The following is a 16,561-nucleotide window of genomic DNA, read 5'->3' on the forward strand; positions in this document are numbered from 1 at the left end:
CAAACTGCCGCAAAATGCGGCAGATTCGCAATTCAGCGAAGCGTTACAGACGACCCAGATCGTTGACGAGGGCAAGCAACATGACCCCGACCACCAAGCTGATACCGATCTGTATCCCCCAACCTTGCACCCGATCCGACAAGGGACGACCACGCGCCCACTCGATCAGATAAAACAGCAGATGCCCCCCATCCAGTACCGGGATGGGCAGCAAATTCAGAACCCCCAGGCTAATGCTCAGATAAGCAAGGAAATTCAGGAAATCAGCGACGCCCGACTGGGCAGAAGCGCCCGCCACTTTAGCAATGGTTATCGGTCCACTCAAGTTTTTTACCGAGAGCTCGCCGAACAACATTTTCTTGAGCGAGTCCAGCGTCAGGATGCTCATGGTCCAAGTACGACGCGCACCCTCGCCAATCGCCGCCACAGGGCCGAAACTGACTTCGCGGATCATTTCCGGTGGCCAATCGACCGCCTTGACGCCCGCCCCCAGGTAACCGGTCGGCGCCTTGCTTTCGCCACGGGCGGCCAGGGTCACCGGGACGTCGATTGGAGCACCGTCGCGCTCGATGCGCAGCATAATCTTGGTATCAGGACGTACACGAACCGAGTCGACCACCTGCTGCCAGTCGCTGACCGGCTGGCCATCGAGGGCCAGCAACCGATCGCCGGTCTTCAGGCCGGCAGCCTGGGCCGGGCCTTTCGGGTCGAGTTCGGCGAGAACCGGCGGCAACGCCGGACGCCAAGGCTTGATCCCCAGGGACCGGATCGGATCCGGCTCGTCGGCGCCCTTGAGCCAGTTGTCCAGGATCAGTTCGCGCGGCGAATCCACCGTGGAACCCTGCTCGCGCACCATTAACTGCAACGAACCGCTCTCACCCAGGCGACGTACCAGCTGCAGGTTGACCGCCGCCCAGCCCGATGTCGGCTCGCCGTCGATCGCGACGATTTCCTGCCCGGCACCCAGCCCGGCACGAGCGGCTACGCTGCCAGCCTCTACGCCACCGATGACCGGACGCACCTGCTCGCTACCCAGCATCGCAAGGCCCCAGAAAAACACCAAGGCCAGCAGGAAGTTGGCAATCGGTCCCGCCGCGACGATGGCGATACGCTGGCGGACGCTCTTGCGATTGAAGGATTGGTCGAGCTGATCGGCCGGGACTTCGCCTTCACGCTCGTCGAGCATCTTGACGTAGCCGCCCAGCGGGATAGCCGCCACGACGAACTCGGTGCCTTGCTTGTCGTGCCAACGCAGCAATGGCATGCCAAAGCCCACGGAAAAACGCAGGACCTTGACGCCACAGCGACGCGCGACCCAGAAATGACCGAATTCGTGAAAGGTGACCAACACCCCCAGCGCAACCAGGGTGCCGACAATCATATAGAGCGCGCTCATCTGTTTTCTCCGCAATCCTGTCCAGGGCAACCCTGGCTAACGTATCGCAGCTTCAACGCCCGTGGCGCTGCAGCCATTGGCCCGCCAACTCACGAGCCCTGGCATCCGCCGTGAATACCGTATCGAGGTCCTCGACCGAAACCACGGCTTCGAGGTTCAAGACTTCCTCGATGATACTCGCGATCTCGAGATAACGGACACGTCCATCGAGAAACGCGGCAACGGCCACCTCATTGGCAGCGTTAAGCATGGCCGGTGCACTGTTGCCCGCCTCGGCCGCCTGGCGCGCCAGGCGCAGGCAGGGGAAACGCTGCTCATCGGGCGCCTGGAAATCCAGGCGCGCGATGGCGAACAAATCCAGCGGCGCAACGCCCGAGTCGATGCGCTCCGGCCAGGCCAGGGCGTTGGCGATCGGCGTGCGCATGTCCGGATTGCCCAACTGGGCCAGCACCGAACCGTCGACGTAGTCCACCAGGGAGTGAATCACGCTCTGGGGGTGAATCACCACCTCGACCTGCGTCGGCTTGGCATCGAACAGCCAGCAGGCCTCGATCAGCTCCAGCCCCTTGTTCATCATGCTGGCCGAATCCACCGAGATCTTGCGCCCCATGGACCAGTTCGGGTGCGCACAGGCCTGCTCGGGAGAAACATGCACCAATTCTTCCAGCGGCGTCTGCCGGAACGGACCACCGGAGGCCGTCAGCAAAATCCGCCGAACCCCTACCGCACCGAGACCACGGGAAAAATCCTGCGGCATGCATTGAAAAATCGCATTGTGTTCGCTGTCGATGGGCAACAACACCGAGCCGCTTTTGCGTACAGCCTGCATGAACAGCGCGCCGGACATCACCAACGCTTCTTTATTGGCCAGCAGGATCTTCTTGCCGGCTTCCACCGCCGCCAGCGTCGGACGCAAGCCCGCCGCACCGACGATCGCCGCCATCACGGCGTCGACTTCGGGGTCGGAAGCCACTTGGCAGAGGCCCTCCTCCCCTACCAACACGCGGGTTTGCAAGCCGGCTGCGCGCAGATCGTCCTGCAACGCCCGCGCCACGCCAGCCTCAGGCACCACGGCAAACCGCGGGGCGTGGCGAATGCACAACGCCAGCAATTCACTCAAGCGCGTGAAGCCACTGAGGGCAAACACCTGGTAGCGCTCCGGATGCCGACCGATGACGTCAAGCGTACTCAGGCCAATCGAACCGGTCGCGCCAAGAACAGTGATCTGCTGGGGGCGACTCACGATGCCGCCATCCACAACAGCACCGCAAAGATCGGGATCGCCGCCGTCAGGCTGTCGATGCGATCCAGCACGCCACCGTGACCGGGCAACAGGTTACTGCTGTCCTTGATCCCGGATTGACGCTTGAACATGCTTTCGGTCAGGTCGCCGACCACCGACACAAAGACGATCAGGGCCGCGCCAATAAGGCCCATGAACAGTTGCGCGACCGTCCAGTCCCGTACGAAGCCGACCACCGTGGTGATCACCAGGCTCAGGACCAGGCCACCATAGACCCCTTCCCAGCTCTTGCCGGGACTGACTTTCGGCGCCAGCTTGCGCTTGCCGAAGGCCTTGCCGGAGAAGTAGGCCCCGACATCGGCGCCCCAGACCAACACCATCACGGCCATGATCTGCCAGTTGCCCAGCGGACCTTGCTTGATCCAGATCAGCCCCTGCCAGGCCGGCAGCAGGATCAACAGGCCGATGACCAGCTTGGTCGCCGCGTTGGCCCAGTGATGCGTGGTCCGTGGGTAGGTCAGGACCAGGAAGGTCGCCGTCGCCCACCACAGCACCGCAGCCCCCAGCACCCAAGGCGCGAGGCCGGGCACCACGTACATGATGAACAGCATGGCCGCCACGGCCGCTGCGTAGGCCACCCGCGCCGACTGTGCAGGAAAACCCGCCAGCCGCGCCCACTCCCATGCGCCCAGGGTCACGACCAGCCCGATGAACAGCGCAAAACCGGCACCTTCGAGCAGGAAGAAACCACCCAGGGCGATGGGCAACAGGATCAAGGCAGTGATGATTCGTTGTTTAAGCATTAAATCCGGGCTCCAGCTTCGATCTGCTCGCTCGTTTTACCGAAACGACGCTGACGGGAAGCGAAATCGGCCAATGCGGTGCGCATGGCTTCGTGTTTGAAGTCCGGCCAGAACAGGTCGGAGAAGTACAGCTCGGCATAAGCCAATTGCCAGAGCAGGAAGTTGCTGATGCGATGATCGCCACCGGTACGGATGCACAGGTCCGGCAACGGCAGGTCACCGGTCGCCAGGCAAGTCTGTAGCAGCTCAGGGGTGATGTCTTCTGGACGCAAGTGCCCGGCCTGGACTTCCCGCGCCAGCCGCTGCGCAGCCTGGGCAATGTCCCATTGGCCACCATAGTTGGCGGCGATTTGCAGGACGAACCGATTGGCACCCGCCGTCGCGGCTTCGGCTTCACGCATCGCAGCCTGCAATTCAGGATGGAAGCGCGAGCGGTCACCGATGATGCGCAAGCTGATCTTGTTATCGCTGAGGCGCTTGGCCTCGCGACGCAGGGCCTTGAGGAACAGGTCCATCAAGGCGCTGACTTCATCGGCCGGGCGCTGCCAGTTCTCGCTGGAGAAGGCGAACAGGGTCAGCACCTCGACCCCTGCCTCGGCGCACACCTCGATGACCGCACGCACAGCGTCGACCCCCGCCTTGTGCCCGGCGACGCCAGGCATAAAGCGTTTCTTGGCCCAGCGGTTGTTGCCGTCCATGATGATCGCCACGTGGCGCGGCACCGCGAACGGCACGGCCTGCTTGGTCTTTTCCATGAAAACGAGACCCTTATACGGCCATCAGGTCTTTTTCTTTCTCGTCCGTGGCCTTGGTGATCTGGGCCTCGGATTCTTTGGTCAGCTTATCGATATCAGCGATGGCACGACGCTCTTCGTCTTCACTGATTTCCTTGTCCTTGACCAACTTCTTCAGCTCACCCAACGCGTCACGACGGATATTGCGCACAGCAACACGCGCATCTTCCGCTGCGCTACGGGCTTGCTTGGTGAAGCCTTTGCGCGTTTCCTCGGTGAGGGCCGGCATCGGGATCAGCAGCAGCTCCCCCAGGTTAGTTGGGTTGAGGTTCAGGCCGGCGCTCTGGATCGCCTTGTCTACGGCAGCGAGCATGTTGCGCTCGAAAGCCACGACCTGCAGGGTGCGCGAGTCTTTCACGGTGACGTTGGCAACGCTGCTCAGCGGTGTGTCAGTGCCGTAGTAAGGCACCATGACGCTGCCGAGGATGCTGGGGTGAGCCTTGCCGGTACGAATCTGGCCGAATGCGTGGTTCAGGGAGTCCAGGGATTTCTGCATGCGCTCTTGAGCGTCTTTTTTGATTTCATTGATCATTGTTGAGCTTCCTCGATCAGTGTTCCTTCGGCGCCGCCATGGACGATATTCAGCAGGGCGCCCGGCTTGTTCATGTTAAAGACGCGCAACGGCATCTTGTGGTCGCGGCACAGGCAGATAGCCGTCAGGTCCATGACACCCAGCTTGCGATCCAGCACTTCATCGTAGGTCAGATGATCGAACTTCTCGGCATGCGGGTCCTTGAACGGGTCAGCGGTATACACGCCGTCGACCTTGGTTGCCTTGAGCACGACATCGGCATCGATCTCGATCGCTCGCAGGCAGGCGGCCGAATCCGTGGTGAAGAACGGATTACCGGTACCGGCGGCAAAAATCACCACTTCCTTGGAATTGAGGTGGCGCATGGCTTTGCGGCGGTCGTAGTGATCGGTCACGCCAACCATGGAAATGGCCGACATCACGATGGCCGAGATATTGGCACGCTCCAGCGCGTCGCGCATAGCCAGGGCGTTCATCACAGTGGCCAGCATGCCCATGTGGTCGCCCGTGACCCGATCCATGCCGGCCGCGCTCAGCGCTGCGCCGCGGAACAGGTTGCCGCCGCCGATGACCAGGCCGACCTGAACGCCGATCCCGACCAACTGGCCGACTTCCAGGGCCATGCGATCCAGCACTTTCGGATCGATCCCGAACTCTTCCGAGCCCATCAGGGCCTCGCCGCTAAGCTTGAGTAGAATGCGTTTATAGCGAGCCTGATAACCACTGCCCTGCTGAGCCATTGCGAATCTCTCCTGCGGCGTATGTGTTCAAAAAATTCTTTGCCGGCTGTTTTCAGCCTGCGTTCACTCTAGCTTGACGCTGACACAGCGCCATCGGAACACGGCTTTGTAAGCCAGTTCCGACAGGAAACCAATAAAAATCGGCATCCCCATCCAAAAAGAGGCTGCGCGCGTTAAGCGGGCAGCCTCTTCAGGGCGACAGTTATACAAACTGTCTTATTGCTTGCTGGCAGCCAGCTGAGCAGCTACTTCTTCAGCGAAGTTGTCTACTGGCTTCTCGATGCCTTCGCCCACTTTGAAGTAAGTGAAGGAAACGATTTCAGCGCCGCCCTTCTTGGCCAGTTCACCGACCTTGATTTCAGGGTTCTTGACGAACGCCTGCTCAACCAGGCTGGCTTCAGCCAGGAACTTGGTGATACGACCGGCAACCATTTTTTCAACGATTTCGGCAGGTTTGCCTTTGATCTTGTCTTCGTTGAGCTGCATGAACACGGCTTTTTCGCGCTCGATGGCATCAGCGGAAACTTCCGACGGCAGCAGGAACTCAGGGTTGCTGGCAGCGACGTGCATTGCGATGTCCTTGGCCAGCTCGACGTTGCCGCCTTTGAGGGCCACAACAACACCGATCTTGTTGCCGTGCAGGTAAGAACCGACAACATCGCCTTCGACACGAACCAGACGACGGATGTTGACGTTTTCGCCTACTTTGGCAACCAGGGCCTCACGAGCCGATTCCTGAGCGGCGATCAGCGGAGCTGCGTCGGTCAGTTTGTCGGCGAATGCTTTTTCGACGCTGGCGGCAACGAATGCCTTGAAGTCGTCTTGCAGGGCCAGGAAGTCAGTCTGCGAGTTGACTTCGATGATAACGGCAGCTTTACCGTCATCCTTGATACCGATAGCGCCTTCAGCGGCAATGTTGCCAGCTTTCTTGGCAGCCTTGATGGCGCCCGAAGCACGCATGTCATCAATGGCTTTTTCGATGTCGCCGCCAGCCTTGGTCAAGGCTTTCTTGCAATCCATCATGCCTTCGCCGGTACGCTCGCGCAGTTCTTTGACCAACGCTGCAGTAATCTCTGCCATTTCAAAATCCTCTTGGATAGGTTTTCAACCATTCCACCCGATCGAACGGGCGATCAATTCTTCCTGGAAAACCACTGCTTATAGGCCACGGCAGGTTACAAACAAGTCACTGCGCTGGCGGCAAATGGTTTTCGAGGTGGCAAAAAGGGGGCCAAGCCCCCTTTTTGCTTACTGAGTCAACGCCAGGGGCGTCGATTACTCAGCGGCTGCTGCCGGAGCTTCTTCAGCGAAGACTTCGGTGCCGCCGTTAACATTGTTGCGACCACGGATTACAGCGTCAGCCATCGAACCCATGTACAGCTGGATGGCGCGGATGGCGTCATCGTTGCCTGGGATGATGTAGTCAACGCCTTCCGGGCTGCTGTTGGTGTCGACAACGCCGATGACCGGGATACCCAGCTTGTTGGCTTCGGTGATCGCGATGCGCTCGTGGTCAACGTCGATCACGAACAGTGCGTCAGGCAGACCGCCCATGTCCTTGATACCGCCCAGGGAGCGGTCCAGCTTCTCAAGATCGCGAGTGCGCATCAGCGCTTCTTTCTTGGTCAGCTTGGCGAAAGTACCGTCTTCGGACTGGACTTCAAGGTCACGCAGACGCTTGATGGAAGCGCGAATGGTCTTGAAGTTGGTCAGCATGCCGCCCAACCAGCGGTGATCGACGTACGGCGAACCGCAACGTGCTGCTTCTTCAGCAACGATCTTGCCAGCGGAACGCTTGGTGCCGACGAACAGAATCTTGTTTTTGCCCTGGGCCAGGCGCTCTACGAAGGTCAGTGCTTCGTTGAACATCGGCAGGGTTTTTTCAAGGTTGATGATGTGGATCTTGTTACGCGCGCCGAAAATGTACTTGCCCATTTTCGGGTTCCAGTAACGGGTCTGGTGACCGAAGTGCACACCGGCCTTCAGCATATCGCGCATGTTGACTTGGGACATGATAGTTCCTTGATAAGTCGGGTTTGGCCTCCACGTATCCCAATGACCAACCAGCGGCTATATAAACCGAAGGCACCCAGGTCATCGTGTCGACACGTGTGTGGATTTAAGCTTACGGGGTCATCCCCGGAAAGCGGCGCATTTTATACCACAGCAAGGGCGAAAACGGAACACGGATTCTCAAATCCCTGTGGCGAGGGGATTGTGGGAGCAAGGCTTGCCCGCGAAAAGGCGATGCGGTCCTTTAGAAATCGAGTCGCCTGGATCGCGAGCAAGCTTTGCTCCCACTCTCGCGCCCAGGCCACAGAGTTCCGGGCTGGGGAGTTCTTTGCGCTGATCGTCTGTTAGAATCGCCTCTTTCAGGGCCACGCGAGTCATCATCCGCTGCCCATTTCGTTTTGAACAGCGCCGTCGGGCGCAGAGAGAGCCTGTATGACCGTTACCCTCAAGACGCCCGAGGACATCGCCAAAATGCGTGTCGCCGGCAAACTCGCCGCCGAAGTGCTGGAGATGATCGCCGACTACGTCAAGCCGGGCGTGACCACCGAAGAGCTGGACCGTATCTGCCACGACTACATCGTCAACGAGCAGAAAGCCATCCCCGCCCCGCTCAACTACAAAGGCTTCCCGAAGTCGATCTGCACGTCGATCAACCACGTGGTCTGCCACGGCATCCCCAACGAAAAACCGTTGAAGGATGGCGACACCCTGAACATCGACGTCACCGTCATCAAGGACGGCTATCACGGCGACACCAGCCGCATGTTCCATGTCGGCAACGTACCGGAGTGGGCCCAGCGCCTGTCCAAGGTCACCCAGGAATGCATGTACATGGCCATCGAACTGGTGAAACCGGGCTGCCGCCTGGGCGACATCGGCGAAGTGATCCAGAAGCATGCGCAGAAGAACGGTTTCTCGGTGGTGCGCGAGTTCTGCGGCCACGGCATCGGCAAGGTGTTCCACGAAGAACCGCAGATCCTGCACTACGGCCGCGCCGGCACCGGCATGGAGTTGCAGGCGGGCATGACCTTCACCATCGAGCCGATGATCAACCAGGGCCGCGCCGACACCAAGGTGCTGGGCGACGGCTGGACCGCCATCACCAAGGACCGCAAGTTGTCGGCCCAGTGGGAACACACCCTGCTGGTCACCGAGACCGGCTACGAAATCTTCACCCTGCGCAGCGATGACACCATCGCGCGCGTTTCCGCCTGATCCGTACCCAGCCTATAGATCCAACAGATATAGATAGAAAGGAAAGCCATTCAATGCCGCAGGTGGATCCCGAACTCTTCGACCGCGGCCAGTTCCAGGCTGAACTGGCCCTGAAGGCAAGCCCCATCTCGGCATTCAAGAAGGCCATCCGCCAGGCCCACGAAGTGCTCGACCAGCGCTTTCGCAATGGCCGGGACATTCGTCGGCTGATCGAGGACCGCGCCTGGTTCGTCGATAACATCCTGCAAAAGGCCTGGGAGCAGTTCGATTGGAGCGAGGATGCCGACATCGCCCTGGTGGCGGTGGGCGGCTATGGGCGCGGCGAGCTGCACCCCTACTCCGACATCGACCTGCTGATCCTGCTGGACAGCGCCGATCATGAAATTTTCCGCGACTCCATCGAGCGCTTCCTGACGCTGTTGTGGGACATCGGCCTGGAAGTCGGCCAAAGCGTGCGTTCGGTACAGGAATGCGCCGACGAGGCCCGCGCCGACCTGACAGTGATCACCAACCTGATGGAAAGCCGCACCGTTGCCGGCCCCGAGCACCTGCGCCAGCGCATGCTCGATGTCACCAGCACGGCGCACATGTGGCCCAGCAAGGACTTTTTCCTGGCCAAGCACGCCGAGCAGAAAGCCCGTCACCACAAGTACAACGACACCGAATACAACCTGGAACCCAACGTCAAGGGCTCGCCCGGCGGGCTGCGGGACATCCAGACGATCCTGTGGGTCGCCCGCCGCCAGTACGGCACGCTGAACCTGCGCGCCCTGGCCGGGGAAGGTTTCCTGGTGGAAAGCGAAAACGCCTTGCTGGCCTCGTCCCAGGAATTCCTGTGGAAGGTCCGCTACGCCCTGCACATGCTCGCCGGGCGCTCCGAGGACCGCCTGCTGTTCGATCACCAGCGCTCCATCGCCGGACTGCTGGGTTTCGAGGGGCAGGATGCCAAGCAGTCCATCGAAAACTTCATGCAGCAGTACTACCGCGTGGTGATGAGCATCGCCCAGCTCAGCGAACTGATCATCCAGCACTTCGAGGAAGTCATCCTCGCCCCCGAGGACGAAGAACCGCCGCTGCCAATCAACTCACGCTTTCAGTTGCACGACGGCTACATCGAAGCGCGTAACGCCAACGTGTTTCGCCGCACGCCCTTCGCCATGCTCGAGATTTTCGTGCTCATGGCCCAGCAGCCGGAAATCAAGGGTGTACGCGCCGATACCATCCGCCTGCTGCGGGAAAACCGTCATCTGATCGACGAGGATTTCCGTCACGACATCCGCAACACCAGCCTGTTCATCGAGCTGTTCAAATGCAAGATCGGCGTGCACCGCAACCTGCGCCGGATGAACCGCTACGGGATCCTCGGGCGCTACCTGCCGGAGTTCGGCTTCATCGTCGGGCAGATGCAGCACGACCTGTTCCACATTTATACGGTCGATGCCCACACGCTGAACCTGATCAAGCACCTGCGTAAATTGCAGTACACCCAGGTGTCGGAGAAATTCCCACTGGCCAGCAAGCTCATGGGCAAGCTGCCCAAGCCCGAGCTGATCTACATGGCCGGGCTGTACCACGACATCGGCAAGGGCCGCCAGGGCGACCATTCCGAGATCGGCGCGGTGGACGCCGAGGCGTTCTGCCAGCGCCATCAACTGCCTCTGTGGGACAGCCGGCTGATCGTCTGGCTGGTGCAGAACCATTTGGTGATGTCGACCACCGCCCAGCGCAAGGACTTGTCCGATCCGCAGGTCATCCATGACTTCGCCCAGACCGTTGGCGACGAAATCCGCCTGGATTATCTCTATGTGTTGACCGTGGCCGATATCAACGCCACCAATCCAACCCTGTGGAACTCCTGGCGCGCCAGCCTGTTGCGCCAGCTCTACACCGAGACCAAGCGGGCCTTGCGCCGCGGCCTGGAAAACCCGGTGGACCGCGAAGAGCAGATCCGTCGTACCCAAAGCGCAGCCCTGGACATCCTGGTCCGCGGCGGCACCGACCCGGACGATGTCGAGCAGCTCTGGTCGCAATTGGGCGATGATTACTTCCTGCGCCACACCGCCGGCGACGTGGCCTGGCACAGCGACGCGATCCTGCAGCAACCGGCCGATGGCGGGCCGCTGGTGCTGATCAAGGAAACCACCCAGCGTGAGTTCGAGGGCGGTACGCAGATCTTCATCTATGCCCCGGACCAGCACGACTTCTTCGCGGTGACGGTGGCAGCGATGGACCAGCTCAACCTCAACATTCATGACGCCCGAGTCATTACGTCCACCAGCCAATTCACCCTCGACACCTACATCGTGCTCGACACCGACGGCGATTCGATTGGCGACAACCCGGCGCGGGTCAAGCAGATTCGCGACGGCCTCACCGAAGCCCTGCGCAACCCGGCGGACTACCCGACCATCATCCAACGCCGGGTGCCGCGCCAGCTCAAGCATTTCGCCTTCGCGCCGCAAGTGACGATTCATAACGACGCCCAGCGCCAGGTCACGGTGCTGGAACTCAGCGCGCCGGATCGCCCGGGCCTGCTGGCGCGGGTCGGCCATATTTTCCTGGAGTTCGACCTGTCGCTGCAAAACGCCAAGATCGCCACGCTCGGCGAACGGGTGGAAGACGTATTTTTCATTACCGACGCTCAGAACCAGCCGTTGTCCGATCCGCAACTGTGCAGCCGCTTGCAGGAAGCGATCGTGCAGCACTTGAGCGTCAACCAGGAACCTGATGCCCACCTGACACGCATCAGCATCTGAACGAACACATGTCCCCTGTGGGAGCGAGCCTGCTCGCGATGGCGGCGGAACATCCAGCATTGATGCTTCCTGATACACCGCTATCGCGAGCAGGCTCGCTCCCACATTGAAAGAGGCCCTCAATGAACAACGCTCTGAACCAGCTCCAGCCCTACCCGTTCGAAAAACTCCGCGCCCTGCTCGGCAGCGTCACGCCCAACCCGGACAAGCGCCCAATCGCGCTGTCCATCGGCGAGCCCAAGCATCGCTCGCCAAGCTTCGTGGCCGAGGCCCTGGCCAGCAATCTGGAAAAGATGGCCGTGTACCCGACCACCCTCGGCATCCCGGAACTGCGCGAAGCCATCACCGGCTGGTGCGAGCGCCGCTTCAACGTGCCGAACGGCTGGCTGGACCCGGCGCGCCACGTGCTGCCGGTCAACGGCACCCGTGAAGCCCTGTTCGCCTTCACCCAGACCGTGGTCAACCGGGGCGACGATGCCTTGGTGGTCAGCCCGAACCCGTTCTACCAGATCTACGAAGGCGCGGCGTTCCTGGCCGGGGCCAAGCCGCACTATCTGCCGTGCCTGGACGCGAACGGCTTCAACCCGGATTTCGATGCCGTTTCGCCGGACGTCTGGAAACGCTGCCAGATCCTGTTCCTGTGCTCCCCGGGCAACCCGACCGGCGCGCTGATCCCGGTGGACGTGCTGAAGAAACTCATCGCCCTGGCGGATGAATATGACTTCGTCATCGCCTCGGACGAGTGCTACAGCGAATTGTATTTTGACGAACAGACCCCGCCGCCAGGCCTGCTCACCGCTTGCGTCGAACTCGGTCGCAAGGACTTCAAGCGCTGCGTGGTCTTCCACAGCCTCTCCAAGCGCTCCAACCTGCCTGGCCTGCGCTCCGGCTTCGTGGCCGGCGACGCGGACATCCTCAAGGGTTTCCTGCTGTACCGCACTTACCACGGCTGCGCGATGCCGGTTCAAACCCAACTGGCAAGCATTGCCGCGTGGAACGACGAAGTGCACGTACGGGCCAACCGCGCGCTGTACCGGGAGAAGTTCGACGCCGTGTTGGAAATCCTCAGCCCAGTGCTGGACGTGCAACGTCCCGATGGCAGCTTCTATCTGTGGCCGAACGTGGCGGGCGACGACGCAGCCTTCTGCCGTGACCTGTTCGAACAGGAGCACGTGACCGTCGTGCCGGGCTCCTACCTCTCCCGCGACGTGGACGGCGTCAACCCAGGCGCCGGCCGCGTGCGCATGGCCCTGGTCGCGCCATTGGCTGAATGCGTGGAAGCGGCGGAGCGGATCCGCGCGTTCATCCAGCGTCGGGGTTGATGGCTGTATCGCACTGAAGCGGACCGCTGTTGTGGCGAGGGAGCTTGCTCCCGCTGGGCTGCGCAGCGGCCCCAACACGTCCATACCAACCGAGTCACTTAGAATGAACAAGCACATCGGATCTGACTTTGACGACTTTCTCGCCGAGCAAGGTATCGCCGAAGAGGTTTGCGTAACGGCCTTCAATCGCGTCACTTCTTGGCAGATGACCGATGCAAATGATGCTTCAGAAAGTGGTCAAAAAGACCCTGACACAGCGGATGCTCAGTAATCGCACCGCTGTTGACCTAGCAATGAATCAGAACGATGCGGGAATGACGCTGGCTACACTTGCCAGCGCAGCACGTGCGTTGGGTCAGAGGGTGGAAGTACGGTTGGTGCCTGAGCAGGAAGAAGCTCACGCATAAGCGCTGTTGTGGCGAGGGAGCTTGCTCCCGCTGGGCTGCGCAGCGGCCCCTGAAGCAGTCAACTCAATCTGCCTGACATACCGCGCAGCCCGGTTTCAGGGCCGCTTCGCGCTGGAGCGCCAGCCCGGCCCAGAGGGAGCAAGCTCCCTCGCCACAGGGGGCTGGTGTCGCCCCCATATCTGCGAACACCACAAATCCCCTGTGGGAGCGGGCTTGCTCGCGAAAGCGGTGGTTCAGCTTGCACCCATGTTGAATGGGCCTACGTCTTCGCGAGCAAGCTCGCTCCCACAGAGGGTTGATGTTGATCGCGCGTCCTGTGAACAATACCCAACCACTGTGGGAGCAAAGCTTGCTCGCGATGAGGCCAGCACTTATTACATCAAGTCCGAAGCTCTACCCGATCCAGGCACTTGTTCGCCAGCAACATCCCCAACTCAATCATCTGCGCCACCCCCAACGCTACATGCCGTCGCGAGCCGTCCTGATCGAAGGCAAGGTCATTGAGCATCGCATTGGCCGAAGCCAGGGTTTCGCTGAGGTTGGCCAGCAACACTTCGGTGTCGATACCGTCAGCCACCGTGAATAACTGTACTGAAGGCTTGGGTTCTGACTTGCTGTCGTCATCAGGCTTGAGATATTGATCCAGCACACGGTCAGCTGCCTCTTGCAGCTTTTCGGGGGCATAGTCGCCGTAGGGAAAAGTGGAGGCTGATTTTGGTGGGTTTGGAGTTTCTTTGATCATTTGGATGCTCCTTGGGTGTTGGAGCCGCCACAAAGCCTTCTCACGGACTAGAGAGTGGCAGCCGTACGCGGGGTGAGAATCCGGGTCAAACACCCACTAAATACCCGGCCATGTCGAAACATGCCCGCGCACAGCCGCCATAACATGATGTATGGACGAAACGCGCCTGCACTTTATATGGCGGGCGCTTATGCGCATAGTGGGTATTCGGATTCTCACGTCCGGTCGCTGAATTGGTAGCGACACCCAGAGGCTAGAGCCCTCGCTTCCGACGGACAACCTTAAAAACGTGTCGGAAACTTCGGTGCGTCTGACAGACCATAAGCGCTTACTCAGACAAGAAAAGAAATAAAACGCACCTCATCAAAGCAAGCCCTTGATTTTACGGGTTTAACACCTCAACAAAACTCATGCAGCCCTGTTTCAAGAATCAAGCTCGCTTGAATTCGCTGATACCAGTAGCCATGATCGCCCCCGTCACCGGTGAACGCTGGCAGGAGTCTGGGTCCCTCTCCGGGTTGACCCAGCCACGCAGACGGGGCAGAGCAAGCTCAGTTGCGTGTCGATTGAAGCCGCCTTCGGGCGGCTTTGCTTTTTATGAGGTTAAGGATGAGTGCCCGGCAGGACCGCAAGCTGTTGCTTGTGAATGCTTGCAAAAGTCCCACCATGGGACTACATTCTCACCCATGAGAATTATCGCCATCAGTCACCTGAAAGCCTTCTGGGAGAAATACCCAGATTCCGAACAGCAGCTTAAGGCTTGGCTTGACGATGCCAAAAAAGCCACTTGGACCAACCCAAACGACATCAAGGCGCAATACGGTAACGCAAGCATTCTCAAGAGTCGCCGCGTGGTATTCAACATCAAGGGTAACGACTACCGCCTGGTGGTCGCCATTGCCTACCGCTTCGGCGCTGTGTACATCAAGTTTGTCGGCACTCATCGTCGGTACGATGAGATCGACGCAAACACCGTGGAAATGGAGTAATCACCATGAACATTCGTCCAATCCGCACCGATGACGAATACCGGGTAGCTCTCAAAGAGATCTCTCCCCTATTTGAGAATGAGCCTGAACTTGGCACCCCGGAAGGCGATGCTTTTGAAGTCATGGTCACTCTGATCGAGGCCTACGAAACCAAGAACTTCCCGGTTGATCTGCCTGACCCAATTGAAGCCATCAAGTTTCGCATGGAGCAATCCGGACTCACCGCGGCCGATCTGGTTCCCGCTATCGGAAAAACGAACCGCGTATACGAGGTGCTCAACCGTAAACGCTCGTTAACTCTGCCCATGATCTGGAAGCTTCACGATATGTTCGGCATCCCAGCAGAAAGCCTGATAAAGCCAGTAAAAGCTGCCTGATACTAGCCCGGACAGTCCGGGCTTCTTATGTCTTCCAGAAACGACAAAACCCACATCTGCGGGCTTTGTCGTTAGGTTAAGGATCAGAAAACGGATGTGATCTCGATGATCGCAATTGTTGACCTTCTGAATCCCTCTCGGGGTTGACCCAGCCACGCAGACGGGGCAGAGCAAGCTCAACTGCGTGTCGATTGAAGCCGCCTTCGGGCGGCTTTGCTTTTTATGAGGATAGGGATGTACCCGCACTAAGCCAGCCCCAGAGTCTGATCTTGGGGCGCAAAAGACAGGCAAGAAAAAGCCGAACTTTCGCTCGGCTTCAAGAATAGATAGGGCCAGTAGGCCCTCATGGAGCATCAACAACCAAAAGGTTGAGGGGTTAGCCGCTGCCTAACCATCCCATTACTTACCCTTTACGGGCTGACCATGGGCGGTGCTACGCAGGCCTCATCTGGATTTAACGAGCGGGAGGCTCATGCACACTCGTGGCAAACATTAGAGAAGGGTGTACATCTTGTAAAGCCCATCATAAGGCTAGGTCCGCCTTGCAATGCCAACTACACACATCCAGCAACAGCTTGCCGTTGAAGTGCCATATTAACCGCCTAGCATTAGCCTGACCGTTACACCTATGTCGCAGCCTGCCCTGTGGAATGAGCCAGTGGGAGCAAAGCTTGCTCGCGATGAACGATGGCACAGTGTTGCAGTTGAACCGTGTCGCCTGTATCGCGAGCAAGCTTTGCTCCCACAAGCTCGCTCCCACAGGTTTTGTAGCGCATCAACCTGGGCCGCCGCGAAACCGTCCGGTCATGGCATAATCCTTCACCTTTTATTTTCCAGCACCTGCAAAGGGGGCAGTTCCTTGACCGATTCAAGCAAAACGTTGCACCTTTTCGGCATCAAAGCCTGTGACACGATGAAAAAGGCGCGCACCTGGCTCGATGATCACGCTGTGCATTACGATTTTCATGACTACAAGACCGCCGGCATCGACCGTGAGCACCTGACCCAATGGTGCGACGAGCATGGCTGGCAAGTGGTGTTGAACCGTGCCGGTACGACCTTTCGCAAACTCGACGACGAACGCAAAGCCGATCTCGACCAGACGAAAGCCATCGAACTGATGCTCGCCCAACCCTCGATGATCAAGCGCCCGGTGCTCGATCTCGGTGACCGAACCCTGATTGGCTTCAAGCCAGATATTTATGCGGCAGAGATCAAGTAAGCCTGCCCAG

At 59.5% G+C, this 16,561-nt stretch carries 15 protein-coding genes and 1 pseudogene; 7 read left to right on the plus strand and 9 right to left on the minus strand.

What is annotated here, in order from left to right:
* Positions 1–43: 43 nt before the first annotated feature.
* From rseP to rpsB, 8 genes are all read right to left on the minus strand, one after another.
* Positions 44–1,396: an RIP metalloprotease RseP gene (gene rseP, locus HU767_RS06680; RefSeq protein ID WP_186728919.1), complete on the minus strand. Its 1,353-nt coding sequence runs from the start codon at positions 1,394–1,396 to the stop codon at positions 44–46.
* A 52-nt stretch (positions 1,397–1,448) separates the two neighbouring features.
* Positions 1,449–2,639, minus strand: coding sequence for a 1-deoxy-D-xylulose-5-phosphate reductoisomerase (gene ispC / locus HU767_RS06685; protein WP_186728921.1), 1,191 nt, complete (start codon positions 2,637–2,639; stop codon positions 1,449–1,451).
* On the minus strand, positions 2,636–3,442 hold the full coding sequence (locus HU767_RS06690) for a phosphatidate cytidylyltransferase (RefSeq protein WP_186728923.1): 807 nt from the start codon (positions 3,440–3,442) through the stop codon (positions 2,636–2,638). Before HU767_RS06690 ends, ispC begins: the two co-directional genes overlap by 4 nt.
* Complete coding sequence (gene uppS, locus HU767_RS06695; protein WP_186705497.1) at positions 3,442–4,197, minus strand: polyprenyl diphosphate synthase; 756 nt, start codon at positions 4,195–4,197, stop codon at positions 3,442–3,444. Before uppS ends, HU767_RS06690 begins: the two co-directional genes overlap by 1 nt.
* Before the next feature lie 13 nt (positions 4,198–4,210).
* Complete coding sequence (gene frr, locus HU767_RS06700; RefSeq protein ID WP_060739001.1) at positions 4,211–4,768, minus strand: ribosome recycling factor; 558 nt, start codon at positions 4,766–4,768, stop codon at positions 4,211–4,213.
* The gene (gene pyrH / locus HU767_RS06705) at positions 4,765–5,508 is read right to left on the minus strand and encodes a UMP kinase (RefSeq protein WP_186705496.1); all 744 of its coding nucleotides are present in this window, start codon (positions 5,506–5,508) and stop codon (positions 4,765–4,767) included. The genes frr and pyrH overlap by 4 nt, the downstream gene beginning before the upstream one ends.
* A gap of 216 nt (positions 5,509–5,724) precedes the next feature.
* Positions 5,725–6,588 (minus strand): translation elongation factor Ts, encoded by an 864-nt coding sequence (gene tsf / locus HU767_RS06710; protein ID WP_024619613.1) that lies wholly within the window; start codon positions 6,586–6,588, stop codon positions 5,725–5,727.
* Between the two features lie 195 nt (positions 6,589–6,783).
* The gene (gene rpsB / locus HU767_RS06715; RefSeq protein ID WP_003198231.1) at positions 6,784–7,521 is read right to left on the minus strand and encodes a 30S ribosomal protein S2; all 738 of its coding nucleotides are present in this window, start codon (positions 7,519–7,521) and stop codon (positions 6,784–6,786) included.
* 432 nt (positions 7,522–7,953) lie between these two features.
* Between rpsB and map the strand changes: the two genes are divergently transcribed.
* From map to HU767_RS06735, 4 genes and pseudogenes are all read left to right on the plus strand, one after another.
* Positions 7,954–8,736 (plus strand): type I methionyl aminopeptidase, encoded by a 783-nt coding sequence (gene map, locus HU767_RS06720; RefSeq protein WP_053118843.1) that lies wholly within the window; start codon positions 7,954–7,956, stop codon positions 8,734–8,736.
* Positions 8,737–8,789: 53 nt separating this feature from the next.
* Positions 8,790–11,492, plus strand: a complete 2,703-nt coding sequence (locus HU767_RS06725; protein ID WP_186705494.1) for a [protein-PII] uridylyltransferase — start codon at positions 8,790–8,792, stop codon at positions 11,490–11,492.
* A gap of 122 nt (positions 11,493–11,614) precedes the next feature.
* Entirely contained in the window at positions 11,615–12,814 is a 1,200-nt protein-coding gene (dapC, locus tag HU767_RS06730; protein ID WP_181289171.1) for a succinyldiaminopimelate transaminase, read from the plus strand.
* A 103-nt stretch (positions 12,815–12,917) separates the two neighbouring features.
* Positions 12,918–13,221 (plus strand): annotated as a pseudogene (locus HU767_RS06735) (Fis family transcriptional regulator).
* Between the two features lie 379 nt (positions 13,222–13,600).
* Here HU767_RS06735 and HU767_RS06740 read toward each other — a convergent pair.
* Positions 13,601–13,963 carry a DUF6124 family protein gene (locus tag HU767_RS06740; RefSeq protein ID WP_039591988.1) on the minus strand — a complete coding sequence of 121 codons (363 nt, stop codon included), beginning with the start codon at positions 13,961–13,963 and terminating at the stop codon, positions 13,601–13,603.
* Between the two features lie 686 nt (positions 13,964–14,649).
* Between HU767_RS06740 and HU767_RS06745 the strand changes: the two genes are divergently transcribed.
* The 3 genes from HU767_RS06745 (at position 14,650) to HU767_RS06755 (ending at position 16,551) form a co-directional block, all read left to right on the plus strand.
* Positions 14,650–14,952: a type II toxin-antitoxin system HigB family toxin gene (locus tag HU767_RS06745; protein WP_053118835.1), complete on the plus strand. Its 303-nt coding sequence runs from the start codon at positions 14,650–14,652 to the stop codon at positions 14,950–14,952.
* A gap of 5 nt (positions 14,953–14,957) precedes the next feature.
* Positions 14,958–15,329, plus strand: a complete 372-nt coding sequence (locus HU767_RS06750; protein WP_186705493.1) for a transcriptional regulator — start codon at positions 14,958–14,960, stop codon at positions 15,327–15,329.
* A 913-nt stretch (positions 15,330–16,242) separates the two neighbouring features.
* A complete protein-coding gene (locus HU767_RS06755; protein WP_238349422.1) occupies positions 16,243–16,551 on the plus strand; it encodes an arsenate reductase in 309 nt (102 codons plus the stop codon).
* Positions 16,552–16,561 lie beyond the last annotated feature (10 nt).

The sequence above is a fragment of the Pseudomonas sp. SWRI179 genome (assembly GCF_014268705.1).
GTDB classification, from domain to species: domain Bacteria; phylum Pseudomonadota; class Gammaproteobacteria; order Pseudomonadales; family Pseudomonadaceae; genus Aquipseudomonas; species Aquipseudomonas zanjanensis.